This is a genomic window from Xanthomonas sp. NCPPB 1128 (genome assembly GCF_001043115.1).
Classification (GTDB): domain Bacteria; phylum Pseudomonadota; class Gammaproteobacteria; order Xanthomonadales; family Xanthomonadaceae; genus Xanthomonas_A.
The window spans coordinates 43,283-67,094 of the sequence record NZ_LFME01000028.1 but is presented as its reverse complement, the minus strand read 5'-3'; the positions used below and the strand labels follow the sequence as shown (position 1 = coordinate 67,094).

Annotated in this window: 14 protein-coding genes and 2 pseudogenes; 6 read left to right on the top strand and 10 right to left on the bottom strand. The window is 70.0% G+C overall.

The genetic code is table 11. From position 1 onward, the window contains the following. Positions 1–267: 267 nt before the first annotated feature. The gene (locus tag ACP93_RS16115) at positions 268–1,320 is read right to left on the bottom strand and encodes a glycoside hydrolase family 5 protein (protein ID WP_048491681.1); all 1,053 of its coding nucleotides are present in this window, start codon (positions 1,318–1,320) and stop codon (positions 268–270) included. A 268-nt stretch (positions 1,321–1,588) separates the two neighbouring features. Beyond that, positions 1,589–2,647, bottom strand: a complete 1,059-nt coding sequence (locus ACP93_RS16110; RefSeq protein ID WP_048491680.1) for a glycoside hydrolase family 5 protein — start codon at positions 2,645–2,647, stop codon at positions 1,589–1,591. 307 nt (positions 2,648–2,954) lie between these two features. Between ACP93_RS16110 and ACP93_RS21310 the strand changes: the two genes are divergently transcribed. After that, complete coding sequence (locus ACP93_RS21310) at positions 2,955–3,104, top strand: hypothetical protein (RefSeq protein WP_275452266.1); 150 nt, start codon at positions 2,955–2,957, stop codon at positions 3,102–3,104. A gap of 116 nt (positions 3,105–3,220) precedes the next feature. On the opposite strand, the gene ACP93_RS16105 is transcribed toward ACP93_RS21310, so the two are convergent. The 3 genes from ACP93_RS16105 to ACP93_RS16095 form a co-directional block, all read right to left on the bottom strand. After that, on the bottom strand, positions 3,221–4,711 hold the full coding sequence (locus ACP93_RS16105; RefSeq protein WP_048491679.1) for an FAD-dependent oxidoreductase: 1,491 nt from the start codon (positions 4,709–4,711) through the stop codon (positions 3,221–3,223). A gap of 211 nt (positions 4,712–4,922) precedes the next feature. Beyond that, positions 4,923–9,380, bottom strand: a complete 4,458-nt coding sequence (gltB, locus tag ACP93_RS16100; protein WP_048491678.1) for a glutamate synthase large subunit — start codon at positions 9,378–9,380, stop codon at positions 4,923–4,925. Between the two features lie 192 nt (positions 9,381–9,572). Further along, positions 9,573–9,968, bottom strand: a complete 396-nt coding sequence (locus ACP93_RS16095; protein WP_048491677.1) for an I78 family peptidase inhibitor — start codon at positions 9,966–9,968, stop codon at positions 9,573–9,575. A gap of 402 nt (positions 9,969–10,370) precedes the next feature. On the opposite strand from ACP93_RS16095, the gene ACP93_RS16090 reads away from it, so the two are divergent. Continuing rightward, the gene (locus tag ACP93_RS16090) at positions 10,371–11,606 is read left to right on the top strand and encodes a DNA topoisomerase IB (protein ID WP_048491676.1); all 1,236 of its coding nucleotides are present in this window, start codon (positions 10,371–10,373) and stop codon (positions 11,604–11,606) included. Positions 11,607–11,654: 48 nt separating this feature from the next. Here the strand turns inward: ACP93_RS16090 and ACP93_RS16085 are convergent, their stop codons facing one another. Beyond that, on the bottom strand, positions 11,655–12,011 hold the full coding sequence (locus ACP93_RS16085) for a hypothetical protein (protein ID WP_048491675.1): 357 nt from the start codon (positions 12,009–12,011) through the stop codon (positions 11,655–11,657). Between the two features lie 139 nt (positions 12,012–12,150). Here ACP93_RS16085 and ACP93_RS16080 point away from each other — a divergent pair, with 139 nt between their 5' ends. Together ACP93_RS16080 and ACP93_RS16075 are read left to right on the top strand one after the other, a co-directional pair. After that, positions 12,151–12,384 carry a hypothetical protein gene (locus tag ACP93_RS16080; RefSeq protein ID WP_048491674.1) on the top strand — a complete coding sequence of 78 codons (234 nt, stop codon included), beginning with the start codon at positions 12,151–12,153 and terminating at the stop codon, positions 12,382–12,384. Positions 12,385–12,455: 71 nt separating this feature from the next. Beyond that, entirely contained in the window at positions 12,456–13,490 is a 1,035-nt protein-coding gene (locus ACP93_RS16075; protein ID WP_048491673.1) for an SDR family oxidoreductase, read from the top strand. A gap of 353 nt (positions 13,491–13,843) precedes the next feature. Here the strand turns inward: ACP93_RS16075 and ligD are convergent, their stop codons facing one another. The 3 genes and pseudogenes from ligD to ACP93_RS22515 all read right to left on the bottom strand — a co-directional run bounded on the left by ligD (position 13,844) and on the right by ACP93_RS22515 (position 19,294). Next, on the bottom strand, positions 13,844–16,513 hold the full coding sequence (ligD, locus tag ACP93_RS16070; protein WP_048491672.1) for a DNA ligase D: 2,670 nt from the start codon (positions 16,511–16,513) through the stop codon (positions 13,844–13,846). Between the two features lie 18 nt (positions 16,514–16,531). Further along, the gene (locus ACP93_RS21305; RefSeq protein WP_048491671.1) at positions 16,532–16,708 is read right to left on the bottom strand and encodes a DUF3606 domain-containing protein; all 177 of its coding nucleotides are present in this window, start codon (positions 16,706–16,708) and stop codon (positions 16,532–16,534) included. Between the two features lie 187 nt (positions 16,709–16,895). After that, positions 16,896–19,294, bottom strand: a pseudogene (locus tag ACP93_RS22515) (TonB-dependent receptor). 615 nt (positions 19,295–19,909) lie between these two features. Here ACP93_RS22515 and ACP93_RS16055 point away from each other — a divergent pair. Then, positions 19,910–20,296, top strand: a complete 387-nt coding sequence (locus ACP93_RS16055; RefSeq protein ID WP_048491669.1) for a BlaI/MecI/CopY family transcriptional regulator — start codon at positions 19,910–19,912, stop codon at positions 20,294–20,296. A 3-nt stretch (positions 20,297–20,299) separates the two neighbouring features. Beyond that, positions 20,300–22,333: a M56 family metallopeptidase gene (locus ACP93_RS16050; protein WP_048491668.1), complete on the top strand. Its 2,034-nt coding sequence runs from the start codon at positions 20,300–20,302 to the stop codon at positions 22,331–22,333. 613 nt (positions 22,334–22,946) lie between these two features. On the opposite strand, the pseudogene ACP93_RS16045 reads toward ACP93_RS16050, so the two are convergent. After that, a pseudogene (locus ACP93_RS16045) lies at positions 22,947–23,753 on the bottom strand (ribonuclease H-like domain-containing protein); the annotation flags it as partial. Positions 23,754–23,812 lie beyond the last annotated feature (59 nt).

Here is a 23,812-nt window from a genome sequence, read left to right as displayed (position 1 = left end):
GCGACGCATTGCACGTCGCACGTCATGCCGGCACCTCTACTCGCCTGCTTGCGCACAATTAGCTGGATGCAGGTTGTCCTCTGGGAGCGGCCCAGCCGCGACGACGTGTTCACCGATACAGCCTGTCGCGGCTGATCCCGCAAAAAGGACGGGCACCGCTCACAAAACAGGCCCCGACGTGACCAGAGGTGCCTATTTGCCGGCGCGCGCCACGGCGTTGTTCCGCATGGCGCCGGCGCGCGAGTACCGTTTCCGGCGGCGCCGCGCTCAGCGCGTGATGCGCTGCGCCCAGGGTGCGAGGATCGCCATCTGCGGACGGTCGTGGCCGTCGGCGTCGGGCTCCACGTTGAACGGATAGTCGGCGCGCCACCAGGCGCCGCCGGCCCAATAGCTCCAGCCCAGCCACAGCGTCGGGTGCTGCGCGATGTCGGCGAGCATGCCATCGAGCGCGCGGCGGCAGACCGGATTGTCGGCGGCGGCGAATTCGCCGAGGAAGCCGAGGTGGCCGGTCTCCTGCAACCATCCGGTGAACGCGCGCAGGCGTTCGGTACCGATGTCGTCGCTGACGCAGACCGGGCTGGTGCCGCTAGAATCGGCATCGAGGTATTGGTGCACTTCGATCGCCACGCGCTGCAGCGGATCGTGCAGCGCGGCCAGCGCGCTGGCGTTGGACGCCCCATCCACGCTGACGTACCAGCTATGCGCGCCGGTCCACAGCGCGCCGGGGACCAGGATCAGGTTGCTGGCGCCGGTGGCCCGGATCGCATCGACCGCGGCTTGTGCGGCGGCGGCCCACGCGGCGGGCGTGATGCCGTGCGGCTCGTTCATCAGCCCGAACACCACCGCATTGTCGCTGCCGTAGGCGCGTGCCAGACGCTGCCACAGGTCGACGAAGGCGGCCACCGGCAGGCCAGTGCTGCCGATGACGCGGCCGTCGTAGCGCGCGTCGTTGTGGATGTCCACGATCACGGACATGCCCTGCGCCTTGGCCTGCTGCACGGCGCTGTCGATCAGCGCCAATTGCGCGGCGTCGAGCGGACCGCGCGGTTGCGGCTGCAGGCGTTCCCAGCGCACCGGCAGGCGCAGCAGGTTCATGCCCTTGCCGGCGAAATAGGGGTAGTCGCTGTTGCGCGGATAGGTGTAGTCGACACCGACGATACCGGGAATCTTCGACGGCGCGATCTCGGCGCCGGACAGGTTGACGCCTGCGAAACGCAGCGCCTCCTGCGCCTGCAGCGACGACAGCGGAACGGACAGGCACAGCAGCAGCGCGGCACGCCAGGCGTGCCGCGACCGCCGCCGCAAGGTGCGCGCGATCATGGCGGGTCTCCTTCGGCATCAGAGGGGGAACCCGGCCGAGCGATGCCAGGCCGGGCTGATGACAACGGTGTGCGGACACCGTAGTGCATTGCCTAGGACGAGGCGATGCGTTGCATGCGTGCGTGCATGGATCTGTGCGGCGATTGGCAGCGCGAACCGGTACTGGATCGCGCTGCATGCACTTTGCCTGGAACGCGCGTCGTGACGCCACATGGGGTACTGCCGTGACTGCAAGACGTTGCCGGCACGCGGCGCCGGCAACGGCGGCTCACTTCTTGCCGGTGATCTCGCGGGCGTACTTGGACAGGATCGTCATCTGCGGCTTTTCGCTGCCGTCCTTGCCGGGCTGCACGTTGAACGGATAGTCGGGCTTCCACCATGCGCCGGCCGCCCACCAGGTCCAGCCCAGGATCACGTCGTCGTTCTTCTGCATGTAGCTGAGCATGTTCTCCAGCGCCTGGTTGCAGGTGGGCGTGTTGGCGGTGGCGAATTCGCCGATGAAGCCGACCTTCTTGTTTTCGCGCAACCAGCTGACGAAGCCGGCCAGCTTCTCGGCGCCAGCGGTGGCGCTGACGCACTCGCCCTTGGTGCCGCTGTTGTCGCGGTCCAGGTACTGGTGCGCTTCGAACGCCATGCGGTTGCGCGGATCCTTGAGCGGCTGCAGTGCCACCGCGTTGGGCGTGCCGTAGGCGGTGCTGCGCCAGCTGTGCGCGCCGGTGTAGGCGGTGCCCGGTACCAGGATCAGGTTGTTGGCACCGGCCTTGCGGATGGCGTCGATCGCCGCCTGCGCCGCACTGGCCCAATCGGTCGAGGACACCGCGTTGGGCTCGTTCATCAGCCCGAAGATGACGTTGTCGTCGCCCTTGAACTCTTTCGCCAGGCGCCGCCACAGATCGGCGAACACGTCGTCCGGGGCGCCGGGGCTGCCGACCAGCGCGCCGTTGTACTTGGCGTAGTTGTGCGGATCCAGGATCAGGTACAGGTGGTTGGCCTTGGCCTGCTCCACCGACTTCTTCAACAGCGCCAGTTGCGCCGGGTCGAACTCGCCCTTGGCGGTGGGTTGCAGGCGCTCCCACAGGAATGGCAGGCGGATGGTGTTCATGCCCTTGCTGGCGAAGTAGCTGTAGTCGGTCGCCGTCGGGTAGGTGTAGTCCTTGTACAGCACGCCCGGTTTCTTGCCGGAGTTGAACTCGGCGCCGGACAGGTTGACGCCGGCGTACTTGAGCACGCTGCGGCCTTCGGCGGCGGCGTTGCAGGCGACGGTGGCGAGCAGCAGCGCCAGCGGCAGGGAACGCCAGCGCGGGGAACACGACGAGGAAAGCGGCATGGGGGAGCTTCCTGGAGTGGGGGAGATGCCGTCCGCATCGGGGGAGTGCCGGACGGCAGGCGCAAGCGTGCAAGCATCGCCCCCGGGATCGCCAGCCTGCATGCACCCGCGTTAGCCCGGCATTCACCTGGCGCGCGCACGCTGCACGCGGACGTCTGCTGCGTCACAGCGCGTGCGTGGTGCAGCCATCAGCAGCGGCGTGATCGTGGTCGCGGCGATGCGTCCACTGCCAGCGCGCCAGGGTGGGCGCGCAAAGGAGATGCGGTGGAGGCATCATCGCTAGAGGCCAGCGACACGGCGTGCGGCGGTGGTGGAGGCGATCGCCGCCGCCGCCGGCAGCGTCGAGGCGGTGGCGTTCGACATGGCCGATGCCAATGCCAGCGCGCAGGCGCTGGCGACGCTGCTGGAGGCCCGGCCCGCTCTGGGCGTCACGAATCTCGGCGAATGCATGGCATAGCGGCTGGCGATGCTGCCTTTGGCCGCGTACCCCAGTCGAGTAAGTTGCGCCGTCGCCGTCGCCGTCGCCGTCGCCGCCGAACGAACCGAACGCTGCCGGAGTTCCGGCAGCGTCGCTCAGGCCGCGGCCTGGGTGGTCACCGGCAGGCGGTTGCCGATCCATTCGGCGATGCTGGCCGCCGCGTCGCGGCCTTCGGCCACCGCGGTCACCACCAGGTCGGCGCCGCGCACCGCGTCGCCGCCGGCGAACAGCTTGGGGTTGGTGGTCTGGTACGGCAGGCGGCCGCTGCCATCGGGCTCGCTGCCGCCGGCGAGGATGCGGCCGTTGGCGGTACCTTCCACGCCTTGCGCCGCCAGCCACTCCGGCACGCTCGGCGAGAAGCCGAAGGCGATGATGACCACGTCCGCGTCCAGCAGCGATTCGCTGCCTTCCACCGGCACCGCGGCTTGGCGCCCGCGCGCATCCGGCTCGCCCAGGCGGGTCTGCACCACGCGCACGCCGGCCAGGTTGCCGGCGGCGTCGGCTTCCACTGCCAGCGGCTGGCGGTTGAACAGGAAGCGCACGCCTTCCTCGCGCGCATTGGCCACCTCGCGCGCCGAGCCGGGCATGTTGGCCTCGTCGCGGCGGTAGGCGCAGGTGACCTTGGCCGCGCCCAGGCGAATCGCGCTGCGCACGCAGTCCATGCCGGTGTCGCCGCCGCCCAGCACCACCACGCGCTTGCCGCTCAGGTCGGGCAGCGCGATCTTGTCTTCCCAGCCGGCGATCGGCCGGCCCCAGGGATCGTTGCCGCCGACGATGCGGCTGTTCTGCACCAGGAACGGCAGCGCCGGCAGCACGCCGGGCAGGTCCTGGCCGGGCAGGCCGCCGTCGGTGTAGCGGTAGGCGCCGGTGCCCAGGAACACCGCGTCGTACTCGCCAAGCACCTGTTCCAGGCTCACGTCGCGGCCGATCTCCACGCCCAGGCGGAACTGCACGCCCATGCCTTCGAGCACCTCGCGGCGCTTGCCGATCACGCTCTTGTCCAGCTTGAAGCTGGGGATACCGAACTGCAGCAGCCCGCCGATCTGCTCGTAGCGGTCGTACACCACCGCCTGGATGCCGGCGCGCGCGAGGCGGTCGGCGCAGCTCAGCCCGGCCGGGCCGGCACCGATCACCGCCACGCGCTTGCCGGTGGGTTCGACCTGGCTCAGGTCCGGGCGCCAGCCGTTGTGCAGGGCGGTATCGACGATGTACTTCTCCACCGCGCCGATGGTGACCGCACCGAATTCCTCCAGCGTGCAACTGCCTTCGCACAGACGGTCCTGCGGGCACACCCGGCCGCACACTTCCGGCAGCGGGTTGGTGCTATGGCACAACGCAGCGGCCTCTTCGATGCGGTTCTCCTGCACCAGCTGCAACCACTGCGGGATGGCGTTGTGCACCGGGCACTTCCAACTGCAGTAGGGGTTGCCGCAATCCAGGCAGCGCCCGGCCTGGTACTGCGCATCGGCCTTGTCGAACTTGCCGTACAGCTCGTTCCAGTCGCCGGAGGTGCGCAGTTCCACCGGAATGCGTTGCGGCATCTGCCGGGGCAGGTCGAGGAACTGGAAGGCGTGCTTGCGGCTCATAAAAAGATTCCGTGGCGATTTCCCTTCTCCCCCCGGGAGAAGGTGCCCCGAAGGGGCGGATGAGGGTACGGCGCGCGCGTGTTGTGTGGGGATTCGGAATTCGGGATTGGGGATTCGAAAAAGCGGAGGACTGGTGTCGGATCCGATGCGGGGTTGCTTTTGCCAATCCCGAATCCCGACTCCCCAATCCCGTCGCTGCGACGCGCCGCCACTAGGCGGCCCGGCGCAACGACTCAGTCAACGACTCGATGCTCGCCGCCTTCGGTTTGACCAGCCAGAACTTGCCGACGTAGTCGCGGAATTCGTCGAGGATCTGCTGCGCCCAGATGCTGCCGGTCAGTTCGCGGTGGCGGCTGATCAGTTTGTGCAGGTGCTGGCGGTGGCTCTCGAAGCCTTCGGCGGAGATGCGGTGGATGTCGATCAGTTCGTGGTTGTAGCGGTCGACGAAGTCGCGGTCCACGTCGAGCACGTAGGCCAGGCCGCCGGTGAAGCCGGCGCCGAAGTTCAGCCCGACCTTGCCCAGCACCAGCACGATGCCGTCGGTCATGTACTCGCAGCAATGGTCGCCGGCACCCTCAATCACCGCCAGCGCGCCGGAGTTGCGTACCGCGAAGCGTTCGCCGGCGCGGCCGGCCGCGTACAGCTCGCCGCCGGTGGCGCCGTACAGGCAGGTGTTGCCGATGATCGCGGTGCTGCGCGCCTCGAAGCGCGCGCCGCGCGGCGGACGCACCACCAGGCGGCCGCCGGCCATGCCCTTGCCGACGTAGTCGTTGGCCTCGCCTTCCAGCTCCAGGTGCAGGCCGCCGGCATTGAACGCGCCGAAACTCTGCCCGGCCGAGCCGCGGAAGCGCAGGGTCAGCGGCGCATCGTCCATGCCGTGGTTGCCGTGGACGCGGGCGATGGCGCCGGACAGGCGCGCACCGATCGAACGGTCGGTGTTGTGGATCAGGAAGCGATGATCGCCGCCGGTCTTCTTGGCGATCGCGTCGGCGAGCAGGCCGTCCATCTGCGTGGCCAGGCTGTCCGGCGATTCGTACAGGCGCTGCGCGGCGCAGTGTCCGCCATCGTGGCGCACGTCCTTGAGCAGCCGCGACAAGTCCACGCGCACGCCTTCGCGCGGCGAGATGTCCAGTTGCTGCAGCAGTTCGGTGCGGCCGACGATCTCGTCCAGCGAGCGCACGCCCAGGTACGACAGCCACTGCCGCACTTCCTCGGCCAGCAGGCGGAAGAAGTTCTCCACGCGCTCGGGCAGGCCGACGAAGTGGTTGGCGCGCAGGCGCTCGTCCTGGGTGGCCACGCCGGTGGCGCAGTTGTTGAGGTGGCAGATGCGCAGGTACTTGCAGCCGAGCACGATCATCGGCCCGGTGCCGAAGCCGAAGCTGTCCGCACCCAGGATCGCCGCCTTGACCACGTCCAGGCCGGTCTTCAGGCCGCCGTCGGTCTGCAGGATGGTGCGTGCGCGCAGATCGTTGGCGACCAGCGCCTGGTGCGACTCGGCCACGCCCAGTTCCCACGGCACGCCGGCGTAGCGGATCGAACTGACCGGGCTGGCGCCGGTGCCGCCGTCGTGGCCGGACACGGTGATCAGGTCGGCGCCGGCCTTGACCACACCCGCGGCGATGGTGCCCACGCCGGCGTGGCTGACCAGCTTCACCGAGACCAGCGCGCTCGGATTGACCTGCTTGAGGTCGTAGATCAGCTGCGCCAGGTCTTCGATCGAGTAGATGTCGTGGTGCGGCGGCGGCGAGATCAGGCCGATGCCCGGCTTGGCGTAGCGCAGCCGCGCGATCAGTTCGTTGACCTTGTGGCCGGGCAGCTGGCCGCCTTCGCCGGGCTTGGCGCCCTGCGCGACCTTGATCTGCAGCACCTCGGCGTTGACCAGGTATTCGGGGGTGACGCCGAAGCGGCCGGAGGCCACCTGCTTGATCTTGGAGCGCTTCTCGGTGCCGTAGCGCACCGGGTCTTCGCCGCCTTCGCCGGAGTTGCTGCGTCCGCCGAGGCGGTTCATCGCGATCGCCAGCGCCTCGTGCGCCTCCGGCGACAGCGCGCCGAGGCTGATCGCGGCGGTGTCGAAGCGGCGCAGCAGGTCTTCGGCCGGCGCCACCTCGTCCAGCGGCGTCGGCGTCGCCGCACGCTTGAGCTGCAGCAGATCGCGCAGGGCCGAGGCCGGGCGCCCGTGCACCGCGGCGGCGTAGGCGTCCCAGTCGGCCTGCAGGCCGCTGCGGGTGGCGCGCTGCAGGGTCAGCACCACGTCCGGGTTGTACATGTGGTACTCGCCGCCGTGCACGTACTTGAGCAGGCCACCCACTTCCGGCTTGAGCAGGTCGTTCCAGGCGCGCGCGGCCAGTTGCCGCGCCTCGGTGTCCAGCCGCGCCAGGCCGACGCCGCCGATGCGCGCGGCGGTATCCGGGAAGCACAGCGCCACCACGTCCGGATCCAGCCCCACGATCTCGAACAACTGCGCGCCGCGGTAGCTGGCGATGGTGCAGATGCCCATCTTGGAGATGATCTTGGACAGGCCCTTGTAGATGCCCTTGCGGTACTTGCGGCCGATCTGGGTCTGCTCGCCGCCGCTCTTGAGCAGCAGGATGCCGCGCCGGCCCAGGTCGAACAGGGTCTGGTAGGCCAGGTACGGGTACACCGCGGTGGCGCCGAAGCCGAGCAGGCAGGCCATGTGGTGCGGATCGCGCGCGGTGCCGGTCTCGATGATCAGGTTGACGTCGCAGCGCAGGCCCACCCGCGAGAGGTGGTGGTGCACCGCGCCGGTGGCCAGCAGCGCATGCGCCATCGGCCGCTCCGGCACCGGGTAACGGTCGGTCAGCAGCAGCATGACCTTGCCGTCGCGCGCGGCCTGTTCGGCCTCGGCGCAGATGCGCTTGAGCCCGGCCTCCAGGCCTTCCTCGACGCTGTAGGACAGGTCGATCTGCGCGTTGCGGGTCAGGTACTGCGGCATCTTCAGCAACTGCCGCAGCTTGCGCTGGCTGAGCACCGGCGAGTTGAGGATGACGTGGTTCACCGTCTCCGGGCCGGCATGGAAGATGTTCGTCTCCTTGCCGAGCTGGGTGGTGAGCGACATCACGCAGTCTTCCCGCAGCGGGTCGATCGGCGGGTTGGTGACCTGTGCGAAGGCCTGGCGGAAGTAGTCGTACAGCGGCCGGGTGTGGCGGCTGAGCACCGCCATCGGGGTGTCGTCGCCCATCGAGCCGGTGGCTTCCTGCTCGGTCTCGGCCAGCGGCCGCAGCACCTGCTCCACTTCCTCGGTGCTGAGCTGGAACAGCTTGTGGTAGCTGCGCAGGGTGCGCTCGTCGAACGGCTCCTCGACCAGCGAGGGATCGATCAGTTCGGTCTGCAGGTAGGTCACGCCCTGCTGCAGCCACTGCTTGTACGGGGCGCGGCCGCGGTTGATGCGGTCGATGGCGTCGGAGTCGAGCAGGTCGCCGCGCTTGAGGTCGATGGCCATCATCTCGCCGGGGCCGAGCTTGCCCTTGCGAGTGACGCGCTCGGCCGGCAGCTCCCACACGCCGGCCTCGGAGGCCACCAGGAAATGCCGGTCGGAGGTCAGCATCCAGCGTGCCGGGCGCAGGCCGTTGCGGTCGAGCATGCACGCGGCGTAGCGGCCATCGCAGGCGACGATGCCGGCCGGGCCGTCCCATGGCTCGGTGTTGAGCCCGTAGAACTCGTAGAACGCGGCCAGGTCGGCGTCCTTGAACTCCAGCGACTGCGTCGCCGGCGGCACCAGGATGCGCAGCGCCTGCAGCAGGTCCATGCCGCCGGCGACCAGCAGCTCGAGCATGTTGTCCAGGCTTTGCGAATCGGAGCCGTGCATCGAGATCACCGGGTCCAGCTCGGCGATGTCGAAACGCGGGGTCTTCCACACCTTGCTGCGCGCCTGCGCCCAGTGCCGATTGCCCTCGATGGTATTGATCTCGCCGTTGTGCGCGAGCAGGCGGAACGGGTGCGCCAGCGGCCAGCGCGGCAGCGTGTTGGTGGAGAAGCGCTGGTGGAACACGATGGCGCTGGAGGCCAGGTCGTTGCGCTGCAGGTCCGGGTAGAAGGTGCTGAGCTTGTCCGGCAGCACCATGCCCTTGTAGCTGATGCCGTTGGGCGAGAGCGTGGTGACGTAGAAATCGGCGACCTCGCCCAGGCGCTGTTCGGCGCGGCGGCGCGCCAGGAACAGGGCCAGGGCGAAGGCGTCCTCGCCCTGCTCGGCGCCGGCGTCGACGAACACCTGCTCGATGCGCGGCAGGGTGTCCTTGGCCAGTTGCCCGCACACCGCATCGTCGGTGGGGATGAGGCGCCAGCCGCACGGCTGCACGTCGACGCGGCGCAGTTCCTCTTCCAGCACCTGGCGGCAGCGCGCGGCGGCGTCGGCATCGTCGCGCGGCAGGAACACGTTGCCGGCGGCGAAGCGCGCGCCGACCGCGATGCCGGCCTCGCGCGCCAGCGCGCGCAGGAACGGCTCGGGTTTGCGGATCAGCAGGCCGCAGCCGTCGCCGGTGAGGCCGTCGGCGGCGACGCCGCCACGATGGGTCATGCGCGACAGCGCAGCGATGGCGGTATCCACCAGCGCCCGCGAAGGTTGGTCGTCGAGTTGCGCGACCATGCCGAAACCACAGGCATCGCGCTCGTCTTGGGGGTCGTAGAGCCCGTGGCGGTTGCGGGGGGCCATGTCTGCCTCTGAAAGCGATCCGAAGGAACGCGGCGACACTCGCCCCCGCTCTATCCTGGAGCGCTTCTTGAGGTCACCGGAATCCCGACTAAAACATAGTTGGTGCGGTGCCGCAATACACCGTTACACCTGCAACTTCAGCGCTGGCGGCGGCGCTGTCGCCGCCGCCGTCCCGGGGTCTCCGCCGGGCGCTCAGCCGCAGCGCACGCCGGTGATCTGGTTCTTGTCGTCGACCTCGATGTTGAGCCGTTCGCCGTTGAATTCCATGGTCACTGCCTGGTTCGGCTTGAGCACGCGCACGCTCTTGGCGCCGGTGTCGCTGCGCGCCTGGTCCAGCAGCGCCTGCTCGGCGGCCTGGCCGACCAGGCCCTGCGCCTGCGAGGCATCGCAGGTCCCCACCGGCGGCGCGTCCGGGGCATTGGCCGGGTCCGGCGCGGCGGCCTGCTGTGCGGCGGCCTGGGCCTTGGCGCTCACCTGTTCCTGCTCGTCCGGCGGCGGTGCGCCGCAGGCGGCCAAGGCCAGCGCCAGGCAGGCCGTGCCGAGCAGGCCGGCACGCGTGGACGCACGGGAGGAAAGGGGTGTGCTCATCGGGGCTCCTGATGGATGGAGGGAAGATGGGGTGCAGCATAGAACGTGTGATGCGGTTTGCGTTGCCGTCCCGTCGCCGGCCGGCCGACGGCACGCGCCGACGCAGCGCAGGTTCCTGTGGCGACAGGATCGGACACCGCACGTTCGCCAGACGTTAACCGGCGCGCTGAGATGCCTGATGCGAGCCGCTTCAGCCGCGGCGAGTCAGCCCAAAGCCGACTGGCTGCTTCAGGCGTCGGGACTGAAGTCCCTCCCACACGGACGCCAGCACTTCCGCAGCCCCGCGGCGCGGGGCCAGACAGGCCCGTGCGGCAATCTCACGCGGCCTAGCCGCGGCGCTGCCGACAATCGATGTTCGTGGAACCGGCGGCACGGGTCGCGGTTCCGGCTTTCGGAGGTCCGATGTCCAACGCGTCCCGTTCCAACGTCGCCACAGCCGCCGACGCGGCGCGTGCCCGTCAGTCCCGCCAGGCCGCCAGCAGCGCGGGCCTGGTCTACGTCAGCGACCAGGAGCCGGGCATCGCCCGCCGCCGTGCCGGCAAGGGCTTCGGCTACCGCATGCCCGACGGCAGCGCGGTGCGCGATGCGGCCACCCTGCAGCGCATCCGCCAGTTGGCGATCCCGCCGGCCTACACCGAGGTGTGGATCTGCGCGCGCGACAACGGCCATCTGCAGGCCACCGGCCGCGACGCGCGCCGGCGCAAACAGTACCGCTACCACGCCGACTGGGCGCAGGTGCGCGGCGACGGCAAGTTCGAGCGCATCGTCGCCTTCGGCCAGGCCTTGCCGCGGCTGCGTCGGCGCCTGCGCCGCGACATGGCCCTGCCCGGCTACCCGCGCGACAAGGTGCTGGCGATGGTGGTGGCGCTGATGGCCGAGACCCTGGTGCGCGTGGGCAACGCCGAATACGCGCGCAGCAATCGTTCCTACGGCCTGACCACGCTGCGCAACCGCCACCTGGCGTTCGTGAAGGGCGGCCGCGCGCGGCTGCAGTTCCGCGGCAAGGGCGGCCAGGAGCACGACATCGAGGTCGACGACGTGCATCTGGTCAAGCTGATCCGTGGCTGCCAGCAATTGCCAGGGCAGGCGCTGTTCCAGTACCGCGACGACGACGGCCAGCTGCAGCCGGTGGACTCGGGCGAGGTCAACGATTACCTGCGCGAGGCGATGGGCGAGAGCTTCACCGCCAAGGACTTCCGTACCTGGGGCGGTACCCGCGCCGCGCTGCAACGGCTGGCCGCGCTGCCGCTGCCCGATACGGGCGGCGAACGCGCGCTGGCGCAGGCGCAGAACGCGGTGATCCGCGAGGTGGCCGAGGCGCTGGGCAATACCCCGGCGGTGTGCCGCAAGGCCTACATCGACCCGTGCGTGTTCGACGGTTGGCGCTGCGGGCGCCTGCACGGCCTGTGCGAGGGCGTGCGCGGCGAGCGGCAATGGGATCTGCTCACGCTGAAGTACCTGGGGCGGGCACGCACGGCAGCGCGCAAGGCGGCCAAGTCCGCCGGCCGCACCTCGGCCAAGGCGCCACCACTGCGCAAGGTGGCGCGTGCCCCGCGCAAGGGCGCTGCGGCGAGCACGCAGGGCAGCAGCACCCGCGCCAAGCGCAAGACCGCGCCGGCCGCACACAAGCGCGCCTGAGCGCGGGACGCTGCGCTCAGGCGCGGCGGGACGGCCCGGCGCCGCGGATCAACCGCAATACACGGTGGTGATGTTGTTGGTCGGGCCGATCTCGACGGTCAGGCGATCGCCGCCGGTCTCGCGCGCGCCGCGGTTGGCGCTGTCCACGCCGCTGGAGGTGGCGCCGTTGTCGCTGACGCTGCTCCTGACCACCTGCACCTTGAGGCTGTCGCTGTCGACGCGGGCGCGCTCGACGGTCATGCGCGAGGCGGCCAGGCCGACCGCGCCGCGCACCTTGTCGATATGGCATTGGCCGGAGATGACGCCGTCGATCGGCTGCACCTGCGCCACCTGGGTGGTGCTGCAGGCGCCGAGCAGCAGCACGGCGGCGAACGGGGCGAGGCGGGCGAGTGGGTGGCGGATCATGGGGCGTCTCCTTCGATCGATGGCGCGAGCCTGTCGCGGCGCATGTTTGCGCCGCATGAAGAGATCGCGCCGGGGGTTTCACCGGTCGTGGCCGCCGGCGGGGCCAGACTCGGGATTCCCCCAGCAACCGGAGCCGATCATGGCCACCTGCGATGTCTGCGGAAACGACTACGACCAGGCCTTCACCCTGACCCAGGGCACGCGCAGCGGCACCTTCGATTCGTTCGAGTGCGCGATCCACGCCTTCGCCCCGCACTGCAGCCACTGCGAGTGCCGCATCGTCGGCCACGGCGTGCAGGCCGGCGAGCGCATGTTCTGCTGCGCGCACTGCGCCCAGCATGCCGGGGTCAGCGGTCTCGCCGACCGCGCCTGATCGACGCTGGTTTCTTCCCCTCGAGGAGGGCTGCGCCACCGTGGCCTCCTCCCGCATCCGGAGTATTGCCGATGGCCTCCCGCAAGCGTCCTGCCGCCACCCCGTCCGCCCCGTCCAAGCGCAGCGGCGCTGAGGCAGCGTCCAGTGCCAAGACGGCGCAACAGCAACGCGCGCTGCAGCGCGCGGTCGATGCCGGCGACGCCAAGCCCAAGCCGAAGCGCGCCAAGCCGGGCGACGCCGGCCAGGCTGGACCGCGCAAGCAGCCACAGCGCATGCCCAAGCAGCATCTGGCCAAGCCGGGCAACGAACACGAGCTGGCGCTGCAGCCGCGTTTCGAGGCACCGGAGTACGTGGGCAGCGGCAAGCTGCGCGGCATGAGCGCGATCGTGACCGGCGCCGACTCGGGCATCGGTCGTGCGGTGGCGGTGCTGTTCGCGCGTGAGGGCGCGGATGTGGCGGTGCTGTACCTGGACGAACACGAGGATGCGCAGGTCACCCGCCAACACGTGGAGAACGAAGGCCGCCGTTGCATCACCATTGCCGGTGACGTGAAGGATCCGGCGTTCTGCGAGGATGCGGTGGCGCAGACGGTGAAAGCCTTCGGCGGACTCGACGTGCTGGTGAACAACGCCGCCTTCCAGTTGCATTGCGATGCGTTGGAGGACCTGAGCGAGGAACATCTGCAGGAAACCTTGCAGACCAACATCGCCGGTTACTTCCACATGGCGCGCGTAGCGTTGCCGCATCTCAAGCGCGGCTCGGCGATCGTCAACAGCGGTTCGGAGACCGGGCTGTTTGGCAGCAAATCGCTGCTGGATTATTCGGCGACCAAGGGCGCGATCCATGCGTTCACCATGGCCCTGGCCAGCCAGTTGCAACCACGCGGCATCCGCGTCAACGCGGTCGCACCGGGGCCGGTATGGACGCCGCTCAATCCCGCCGACAAGTCTGCGGAGGACGTGGCCGAGTTCGGCAAGCAGAACCCGATGGGGCGCCCGGCACAGCCCGAGGAACTGTCGCCCGCGTATGTGTTCCTGGCTTCGCCGATCACCGCCAGCTACATCAATGGCGCGATCCTGCCGGTGATGGGTGGGCCGACGGGGTAGTGGTTGAGTGGGTTGGGGGGTGCGTTGGCTGGCGGTCGGACCCTCACCCCAACCGCTCTCCCGGTGGGAGAGGTGCTTTGGCTTCTCCCTTCTCACGTCGGGAGAAGGTGCCCCGCAGGGGCGGATGAGGGTACGGGTCACTCGTGTTCGATCTCGGCGAGTCGCTTCGCGCCGGACCCTCACCGCAACCCCTCTCCCGGAGGGAGAGGGGCTTTGGCTTCTCCCTTCTCCCCTCGGGAGAAGGTACCCCGCAGGGGCGGATGAGGGTACGGATTGCTCGCGTTCAACGTCAGCGAGTCGCTTCGCGCAGTACCCTCACCCCAACCCCTCTCCCGGTGGGAGAGGGGCCTCGTTCACTCCGCTTCGGCCCAGCGCGCCAGGTTCTGCTTCAGCGCATCGATACCAGCCCAGGGATCCTTGCGCCGGCGCTTCAGCTTGGCCGGTACGTCGCGCAGCTTGAAGGCGTCGGCGCGGTGCAGTTTGGGCAGGTCGCTCCAGGCCAGCGGCATCGCCACCGGCGCGCCGGTGCGGGCGCGTAGCGAATACGAGGCCACCGCAGTGGCGCCGCGGCCGTTGCGCAGATAGTCGACAAAGATGCGTTGGTTGCGCAGGCGCTTGCTGGCGGTGGCGAGAAAACGGTCCGGTTGCGACTGCGCCAACGCGTCGGCGAAGCCGTGGGCGAAGCGCTTGGTCAGGTCCCAGTCGCAGCCCGGGGCCAGCGGCACCACCACGTGCAGACCCTTGCCGCCGGACACGCGCAGGAACGACTCCAGCTCCAGTTGTGCGAGCAGCTTGCGGATGTCGGTGGCCGCGCGCTTGACCTCGGCGAAGGGCACGTCCGGGCCCGGGTCCAGGTCGAACACCACGCGGTCGGCCACGTCCGGGCGTTGCGCCTTGGCGCCCCAGGGATGGAATTCCAGGGCGTTGAACTGCACCAGTTCGAGCAGCCCGGCCGCATCCTCCACCACCAGATACTCGGCCTGGGTGCCGCTCTCCTCCTTCAGCTTCACCGACGACACCAGTTCGAGCCCGGCGGTGTGGTGTTTCTGGAAGAAGCACGCGCGCTCGGCGCCGGCCGGGCAGCGGATGACCGACAGCGGGCGGCCGGCGATCTCCGGCAGCAGGTGATCCATCACCGCGCTGTAGTAGTCCCAGACCTCGCGCTTGGTGGCGCCGATGTCGGGGAAGACGACGCGGCCCGGGCTGGACAGCGTGGGCGGCGTGCGCGCGCTGTCTGCGCTCGCTGCACCGCGCTTGCCACGTTTGGCGCTGTTGGCCTTCGCGTCGACCGCCTTCGTCTTCGCCGCAGTTGTCGCTTCTGTCGCTCTAGCTGCTTTAGCGGGTTTAGCTGCTTTGGCCGTTTTGTCCATCTTGGCTTTCCTGGCGGCCGGCGCAGCACGCGCCGTCGCTGCGCGCGGTGCCGGAGCGTCGCCATCGCCGAGGTCGGCGATGTCCTTGTCCGGGCGCACCGCCTTCAGCGAGGCCTGGCGCAGCAACTGCTGCCCGCCGATGCCGCGGTAGAACACTTCCACCACGAAGCGCGGCGCGAACCAGCGCGCGCTGCGCAGGTCGGTCTCGGTGGTCGGCACGTGCACGCTGGACGTAGCGCTGCCGGCCTTGCCGATCAGTGCGGTCAGCTCGCGCAGCAAGGCGTCGGAGAAACCGGAGCCGACCCGCCCCACGTACAGCCAGCCGTGCTCGGGATCCGGCCGTGCCAGCAGCAGCGAACCGAAGCCGCTGCGGCTGCCCTTGGGCGCGGTGTAGCCGACCACCGCGAATTCGTCCGAGCGCAGCTGCTTGGTCTTGCGCCAGTCGTCGCTGCGGCCGCCGTGGTAGCCGCGGTCGGCACGCTTGGAGACGATGCCTTCGAAGTGCTGCGCGCCGGCGAGCTGGAACGCGGCCTCGCCATCGCCGTCGATGTGCGAGCTGAAGGCCAGGTGCGCATCGGCATCCTGCAGCAGCCGCTGCAGCAGCGCCTTGCGCTCGGACAGCGGCGCGGTGGCGATGTCGATGCCGTCCAGGTGCAACAGGTCGAACAGGGCGAGCGCCAACTTGCCCTGGCGCTCGCCGGACAGCACCGCCTGCAGCAGATTGAAGTCCTCCTTGGTGCCCTTGCCGGCGATCAGTTCGCCGTCCAGCGCCGCCGAATGCAGGCCCAGTGCGGCGATGGCATCGCGAATCTCGGGGATCTTGTCGGTCCACTCGATCGAGTTGCGCGACCACAGCCGCACCACGCCATCGGCGACGGTGGCCAGGATCCGGTAGCCGTCCCACTTGATCTCGTGGATCCAGTGTGTGCCCTGCGGCGGCGCATCGCCAAGCCGAGCCAGTTGTGCGGTGAACGGCCCGTCCGGCGCCGCGGCCGGCACCGCGCCCGGCAGTGCCTGGGCGAGCTTGGCCCAGTTCGTCCGGCGGCCCTTGCGCATCGGCGCGGCGACGATCGTGGCCTTGCGCTTGTTCGGTTTGCCGGCGCCGGCGCGCTTGACGTCCTGCGCCGGCGCCGCGGTGACATCGGCCAGCAGGTCGTCGGCCTCCAGGTCGCTGGCGAAGGCGTCGTCGTCCTTGAATAGCAGCCACTGCGGTTGCCGCGCCGGTTTGCCAGAGCGCACCAGGTGCCAGCCGCCCTTGAGCTTGTCGCCGAACAGTTCGAAGCGCAGATGGCCCTTGGCCAACTGCGCCTCCGGATCGTCCGCGCTGCTCCACACGCCATGATCGAACTGGGCGACATGGCCGCCGCCGTACTCGCCCTGCGGGATCTCGCCCTCGAACGTAGCGTAGTCGAGCGGGTGGTCTTCCACTTCCACCGCCATGCGCTTGACCTTGGGGTCGTAGCTCGGCCCTTTTGGCACCGCCCAGCTCTTCAGCGCATCGCCGACCTGCAGGCGGAAATCGTAATGGCGGCGGCTGGCGTGGTGCAGCTGCACGACGAAGATCGGCCGCTGCCCCGCCGGCACCGGCTTGCCCGGCTCCGGTTCGCGGGTCTTGTCGAAGCGGCGCTTGCGGCGGTAGTCGGCGAGGCTCATGGCGCGGGCCGGCCCGCGTCACTTGCGCAGGTGCGCGCGGACTGCCGCGGCGCTGCTGCCCACCGCCTGCACGGCGGCGCGCAGTTCATCTGCGGAGACGCCCAGCGCTTGCGTCCAGTAGCGCACTTCGTAGTCTTCGTGGAGGTTGATGCGGTCGCGGTCGGGCGAACCGGTGTTGCGGGTGTCGTCGCTCATGCCGATGTCCTGCTGTCCAGAAGCCGCTGCGGTCGTGGGGCGCCACGCGTGGCGGCGAGGCCGACGGACGCGGCATGCGTCGGCGGACCGGTGCGGAAACTTCTAGTCGCGGCGGCGTGGCACCGCCGTGAACGCCGTGTCTGCCCCGTGCATGCGCCCCCGCCGGCATGGGCGCGCATGCTGCTGCTCAGAACGCCAGCGAGGTACTGAACAGCAATTGCCGTGGCGCGCTGCGCTGCAGCGTCTGGTAGTCGCCGGCAAAGGCCGAGCCGGCGATGTTGGCGGTACCGATAGTGTGGCGGTCGAGCAGGTTGCTCACGTCCAGGCGCAGTTCCAGGCCGGGCAGCCGGCTGTCCGCGCCCAGCGTGTAGGCCGTGTACGCGTTGACCTGCCAGAACGCCGGCACGCGCAGGTCGTTCTCGTAGGTGAAGGGCTGATGCAGGTATTCGGTGCTGGTGGCGCCGAGCCGCCAGTGGCGCACATGCGCCGACAGGTCGCTGACCAGCGACAGTTGCGGATAGCCGGGCTGCGCCTTGCCCTGGATTGAGTAGACAGTGCCGTCGACGACGACATCGCGGTCGTAGACCGAGCGCGCCAGCGCCACGCCTTGATAGAACTGCAGGTGCGGGGTCAGGTCCACGGTCACGCCCAGGTCGACGCCGAACGTGTGCATCTTCGGCATCACCTGCACGGTGTTGACCTGCGCGAACTGGGTGCCGACCGCGGCCGACAGCAGGCGGTTGCGGATGTCGCCGTAGAACACGTCGGCAGTGATTGTGGCGCGGTCGAAGCGATGGGTGCCGCCGACGGTGAGGTTCCAGTCCTGCTCCGGGCGCAGGCTGCGGGTGAGGCGGTCGAAGGCGTCCTGGTCGGGCACGGTCCAGGCCGAGGCGGTGTAGCCGATGTTGCCGCGCTGGGCGACGCGGAAGCCGTTCATGGCGCTGCCCAGGTCGATGAAGCCATCGGTCTGCGCGGTCGGGCTCCAGAACAGCGACAGGTGCGGCAGGAACGCACGCTTGGCGCGCAGCGTGCCGGCCGCGGGCCGGTCCGGCGCATCGCCGACGCCGCCACCGCTGGTACGGAAATCCACTGCCTTGGCGCCCACGCCCAGCACCAGAGTGTCGCTCAGCGCGATGTCGTCGTGCACGTAGGCCTGGCGCGCGCGGGTGGTCCACTGCGAGACGTTGTCGGTCTTGAAGGCCGGGCCGTACACATCCCACGGCCCGGTGGTGCGCAGCGGCCGGCCCTGCCCCAGCAGCGGTTCAGTGTACCAGAAGGTCGCCGCGTCGGCACTGGCGTGCTCCTGCCAGAGGCCGGCGCTGAGGGTGTGCCGGCCGTACACATAGGTCAGGCTGAGCAGGCCGCCGGTGCGCTGCAGGTGCGGCGCCTGTACTTGCTCGGAGAACGGCGCACCGTCGGGCGAGGGCGTGGTCGGGTCGCTCAGCGTGGCATGGGTGCGGCTGCGCGCGCTGTAGACCTGCACGCGTCCGCTGAGCGCGTCGGAGATGCGGAAATCGTGCGCGAGCGAGGCGATGCGGTCGTCGGTGACCTGGCCGGTGTCGTACGGCAGCAGTCCGGCCAGCGCGCCGCAGGTGTAGGCACCGCAGGAGGCGCCGGCGTTCTGCGGCAGGGCGATGGCATAGGCCCTGGCGTAATCGGGATAGACGCTGTCAGCGCGCCAGCCGAGCTTGCCGAGCATGTCGAAGGACAGGTTGTTGTAGCCCCACATCGCCGCATGGCTGGCGGACAGGAACACGGTGAAGGTGCCCCAGGCCACGTCCTGCGTCGCCTTCAGATCGCCGCGCAGGAAGTGCTGGGTGCCGCCGCCCTGGTACTTGTCCGCGCCCAGCCGCTGCAGGTCGACCTGCAGCTTCGGGCCGTTGTCGCCGAGTTGCCCGCTCTGCGCGGAGACCGTGGTGACCCGGGTCGCGTCGCTGCCCACGCCCTGCTTGAGGCGCAGGCCGGGCGTGTCCTTCGGTTCGCCCAGGCGGTACTCCAGCGCGCCGCCGTTGGCGCTGCTGGAGAACACGCTCACCGGTGCCGCGCCGGGGCTGACCGTGATGGTGCCGATGGCATCCGGCACGGCCACGTTGACCACGCTGGTCCCGGTCAACGACAGGAAACCGCTGTCGTTCAACGGCACGCCTTCGAAGGTGATGCCCATTTCGTTCATGCGGAACCCGCGCACGAACAGGCTGGTGGCGGACACGTCCAGGCCCAGGCCATCGGTGGCGGTGTAGCTGGCGCCGGGCACGGTCTTCAGCCGCGCCAGGCCGTTGCTGCCGGCGATGTCCGCGTCCATGTCGCCGGCATTGATGACATAGCGGTTTGGGCCCACCACCTGGGTGGGCGCCACCGCCGCCGCATGCGGCGAGGCCACCACGTCCAGCGCGGACAGCGTGGTGGGCGTGGTGTCGGCATCGGCGCTGGCGACCGCGTCGGCGGCATGCGCCGAGGACGCGGCGAGGCACGTTGCCAGCGCCGCAGACAGCAACGACGGCATGCCTGCCTGCATATGGCGATGTGATGCGGACGGCGGCAGGGCGGCGGCGCGGAGACGGGAGGAAGTCGCGTGCATGGTCGGATCCGGCGTGGAGTGGGAAGCGGTGGCGCAGGCGCGCACCCAGCGCAGGGCGTCCTCTTCGCGGCGGCGTCCGGCTGGCTGTGCGTTTGCGATGGAAGGGCGCCAGCGATGCGGCGCGGACCCTGGGAGGTGGCGCGCGGCAGGTGCGGCGGCCCGCTCCGGCGCGATGGAGGCGAACGGCGCAGCTGCGGCAGCGCACTTCCCACGGTGAATACAGCGGTGTGAAGCGATGCAGGGAATTCTTGCATCGCATGTGCGCTTGCACCATTGCGCGTTGGTACAGCCGTGCCTGCTGCGCGTATGCGATGCGATACCTGGGTATAGGGCGTTGGTGTCGCTGTGCGAACAGGGCCGGATCGCCATAAACTTCTATGGCGAGTGCGTGCATGGTGGAGGTGGATGCGGATCTCGCGCCGCACGTGTGCGCGGGGCATGGACGATCGAATGCCCAGGACCGATGCGGCATCCGCCGGAATGGGATGAGGCGCTACCGCCGCGTCCCGGACGGACGTCATCGCCAGCCTGCAGCCAACCGCCAGCCCATGACCTGCGACCTATTGACGACAGTTGTCGTCATGGGTAGCTTTGCCGACACGTGTAGTCATCGGAGTGGGCGGATGCGCCGCAAATCGATCGGGGACCAGGAACTGGCCCTGCTGCAGTACATCGCCGAACAGGGCGATGCCAGCGTCGGCGAGGTCGCCGCCGGATTCGGCGAGGCGCGCGGGCTGGCGCGCTCGACCGTGCTGACCATGATGGAACGCCTGCGCGCCAAGGCCTATCTGCGCCGGCGCCAGGTGCAGGGCGTATATCGCTATGCCGCCACCAGCGGCCAGGACGACGTGGTGCGCAGCGCGGTCGGCAGCTTCGTCGAGAAGACCCTGCAGGGCTCGGTGTCGCCGTTCGTGGCGTGGATGTCGCAGCGTGCCGAGGTCAGCGATACGGAACTGGCCGAACTGGAGGCCCTGGTGGCCAAACTGCAATCGCAACGGCGGGAGGACTGAGCCATGCACAGCCTGTTGGGGACGGACGTGTTCGAGAGCCTGCTGTCGCGGCTGCTGGCGACCAGCGTGCAGACGCTGGTACTGGTCGCGCTGATCTGGGCGCTGTGCCGCTGGCTGCCGACCCTGCCGGCGGCGACGCGCTGCCGGCTCTGGTGGCTGGTTGCCGCGCAGAGCGTGCTGGGTCTGGTGTGGGCCGGTGCGGTGCAATTGCCGGTGCTGCCGGCCGCACCGGCGCCGCTGGCGGCAGTGCCGGCGGCCGTCGCCACGGTGCCGGTGACGCCGGTACGCGCTGCGACGCCGTCCGTGTTCGCTGCGGTGCCTGCGCAGATCAACGTCAACGCCACCACCGCCACCGCGGCGATCGCCGCCCCACCGGCAACGGCATCCGTGGCTGCCTTGCCCTGGACGCAGGCGCTGGCGGCGCTATGGCTGGCCGGCGTGCTGGTCTGCGCCGCGCACAGCGTCCTGGCCTACCGCCGCAGCCGCCAGCGTGCACGCGAGGCGGCACCGTGCACCGACGCCGCCCTGCTCGGCGCGCTGCGCCTGGCGGCCGAGGCGCACGGCCTGCGCGAGCCACCGCAGCTGCGGTTGTGTGCGCACACCGATTCGCCGCAGCTGATCGGGCCGTGGCGGCCGGTGCTGTTGCTGCCGGCGCAGCGCATGGCCAGCCTGCGCGCCGACGATCTGGACATGGCGCTGACCCACGAACTGGTGCACCTGCAGCGCCGCGATCTGTGGTGGGGCCTGCTGCCGGCCGTGGCGCAGCACCTGTTCTTCTTCCACCCGTTGGTGCACCTGGCCAACCGCGAGTACGCCCTGGCCCGCGAGGCGGCCTGCGATGCGGCCGTGGTCGCTGGTCACCGCCATTGCCGTCACGACTACGCGCGGCTGCTGGTGCAGCTGGGCGTGGCACCGCGGCCCAGCGCCGGCTTGGCCAGCGCTTCGCCGACCTTCCTGAGCCTGAAACGGAGATTGCTGATGCTGCAGACCACGTCCGCCTTTCCGCGCCTGGGCGCGGCCCTGATCCTGACCGCGGTGACCGTGCTCGGCGTGATGCCGCTGCGCCTGGTGGCCCAGCCCGGCCATGCCGTCGCACCTGCCAACAAGTCGGACGCTGCCCGGACCGCCGCCGAGGCCGATGCTGCAGCCGAGGCGGCCGACGCGGCTGCCGAAGCCGCAGAGGCAGCTGCCGATGCGGCCGCCGAGGCAGCGGAGAAGGCGGCAGATGCCGCCGATGCCGACACGGACAACGACACGGCCATGGATGACGGCGCTGCCGCCCGTGCCGCCAACGTGCCCGGGACGCCGCTGCCGCCGCGTGCGGCCACCTCCGCCACTGCAGCGACGCCGTCGCGTCGCGCGGCACCGCCGGTCGCCCCGCTGCCGCCACCCGCGCCGCTTGCGCCGCCGGCACCGGCGGTCCCGGCTGCAGCTCCGGCCATCGGTTCGCGGATCAGCACGCGGTCGGTACAGAAGATCCGCAACGGCCAGCTCGAACAGTCGTATGTCCGGGTCAAGGGCAACCATTCGACGATGAGCGGCAACAGCGACGAACTCGCCACCATGAAGCGCGAGACCCAGGGCGATGGCCTGTGGTTCCGCCGCGGCGGCAAGCGCTATGTGGTGCACGATCCTGCGCTGCTGGCCCGCTTCGACGCGCTGTTCGAGCCGATCGGCAAGCTGGGCGCGCAGCAGGGCGAACTCGGCAAGCGCCAGGGTGCACTGGGCCGCGAGCAGGGCGAGCTGGGCCGGGAACAAGGCAAGCTGGCGCAGGAGGCCGCGGCGCGGGCGCTGGAGCGCATCGACATGGATGCCGTCGCCGCCAAGGCGCAGGCGAAGGCCCAGGCGGCGGTTGCGCAGCGCCAGGACGCGTTGGCGGCGAAGATGCGCGCGCTCGGCGAACAGCAGGCCGCGCTGGGCCGGCAGCAGGGCGAACTGGGCGCGCGCCAGGGCGAATTGAGCGCGCAGGCCGATCGCGAGGTCGACCGCCTGTTCGATGCCGCCATCGCCGCGGGCACCGCGCAGCGGCTGGAGTGATCCGGTGCACGCCGCGTGCCTGGCGCGCGCGGCGTGTTCTTGCGTTGACGTTGCGCCGTCTCGAGCCACGCGCAGGCCGCCGTGACACGGCAAGGCACTGTGGGAGCGACTTCAGTCGCGACGAGGGTTTCCGGGAAAACCCATCGCGATGGAAGGGCGCGGCAGCAACGCCCTCCCGTTACGATCTGGCGAGACCTACCGTTGCCTTGTAGGAGCGGCTTCAGCCGCGACGGGCTTTCCCGATCGCGGCTTAGGGCATCTCCATGCCAAACCCTTCGCATCGCGCCATCGAAAAAAGCGCTGTACCGTGCGTGGCGCGCTGATGAGGCCGCGGATCTTCGGAACGCACCATGCGCGATCCGCTGTCGTAGGAGCGGCTTCAGCCGCGACAGCTTTACCGATAACGCCCGTCGCGGCTGAAAGCGCTCCTACGCGCGTGCTTGCCAACATGACTTGACGCTTCTGACGTCATTTCCGCATCGGTCGCGCCCCTGGATGCATCGCCCTTGCAAATCGCCATGACGCGTTCCCAGCATGGCGTCTGCATCAGCGCGCAATGCTCGCGCGAGGCAGCATCAGCAGGTCGGCAAGGCACCACCCGAGTGCCCAGCGACTACACCGACGCAGCCGCCGCCAGCGCGCGTTCTTCGGCCTCGGCGGCGACCAGGCGCTGCAGCAGCAGCGCCAGCGTGACCACATCCTGGTGGTTGTGCGCGGCGACGCGGCGCAGGTTGCGCGCGTTGCCGCCGCGCAGGTAGCCCAGCCACGCCGCCGGCGCTTCGGACCCCGGCAGGTCGTCCTCGCGCACCACGCGCAGCAGCTGCCGCTCGATGGTGGCGAGCTTGCAGTTCTCCCAGGTGCCGCGGTAACGGCGGCGGGTGGGATGCAGCAGGTCCAGGTGGTCCAGCGCCGACAGCGGATCGGCGCAGCGCGCCAGCCGGTAGCGGGTCTTCAGCAGCGGCGCGTCGTAGCAGCGGCCGTTGTAGCTGGACAGCACCGTGCCCGGCCGCAGCCAGGCGCGGAACGCTTCCAGCATCGCCTTCTCCGCGCCCATCGTGGCCATCAGCAACTGGCGGATGCGCAGGCCCGGGCCATCGGCCGGATGCACGGTCCAGTCGGCCGCGCCGATCATGAAGGCGCGGGTGCCGGTGCCGCCGGCCAGGCCGGTGGTCTCGGTGTCGAAGAACAGCAGGTCGGTGGGTTCCACCGCATCCTCGCGCCGGGCGAAGGCCAGCGACAGCGACGTGGCGGGAATCGGCTGTGGCAGGAACGCTTCGATCAGGTGCAGGCCGGGCGCGATCTCCACGCCGGGCAGGTACCGGTCCGGCGCTGGAGCCGCTTTGCGTGCGGAGGAAGCCGCGGCGGGCGCGACGGCACGTTCGCGCAGGCCGAGCAGGCGCCGCAGTGCGGACACATCGGTGCCACCGCGATCGAACGGGGCGATGGCAATGGGTGGCGCCACCGCGGTGTCGGTGCCGC

Coding starts and splice junctions, on each gene's coding strand:
- ACP93_RS16090 (WP_048491676.1), top strand. CDS start 10,371: ATGTCCAACGCGTCCCGTTCCAACGTCGCCACAGCCGCCGACGCGGCG.
- ACP93_RS16075 (WP_048491673.1), top strand. CDS start 12,456: ATGGCCTCCCGCAAGCGTCCTGCCGCCACCCCGTCCGCCCCGTCCAAG.
- ACP93_RS16105 (WP_048491679.1), bottom strand. CDS start 4,711: ATGAGCCGCAAGCACGCCTTCCAGTTCCTCGACCTGCCCCGGCAGATG.
- ACP93_RS16050 (WP_048491668.1), top strand. CDS start 20,300: ATGCACAGCCTGTTGGGGACGGACGTGTTCGAGAGCCTGCTGTCGCGG.
- ACP93_RS16080 (WP_048491674.1), top strand. CDS start 12,151: ATGGCCACCTGCGATGTCTGCGGAAACGACTACGACCAGGCCTTCACC.
- ACP93_RS21305 (WP_048491671.1), bottom strand. CDS start 16,708: ATGAGCGACGACACCCGCAACACCGGTTCGCCCGACCGCGACCGCATC.
- gltB (WP_048491678.1), bottom strand. CDS start 9,380: ATGGCCCCCCGCAACCGCCACGGGCTCTACGACCCCCAAGACGAGCGC.
- ACP93_RS16055 (WP_048491669.1), top strand. CDS start 19,910: ATGCGCCGCAAATCGATCGGGGACCAGGAACTGGCCCTGCTGCAGTAC.
- ACP93_RS16115 (WP_048491681.1), bottom strand. CDS start 1,320: ATGATCGCGCGCACCTTGCGGCGGCGGTCGCGGCACGCCTGGCGTGCC.
- ligD (WP_048491672.1), bottom strand. CDS start 16,513: ATGAGCCTCGCCGACTACCGCCGCAAGCGCCGCTTCGACAAGACCCGC.
- ACP93_RS16085 (WP_048491675.1), bottom strand. CDS start 12,011: ATGATCCGCCACCCACTCGCCCGCCTCGCCCCGTTCGCCGCCGTGCTG.
- ACP93_RS16095 (WP_048491677.1), bottom strand. CDS start 9,968: ATGAGCACACCCCTTTCCTCCCGTGCGTCCACGCGTGCCGGCCTGCTC.
- ACP93_RS16110 (WP_048491680.1), bottom strand. CDS start 2,647: ATGCCGCTTTCCTCGTCGTGTTCCCCGCGCTGGCGTTCCCTGCCGCTG.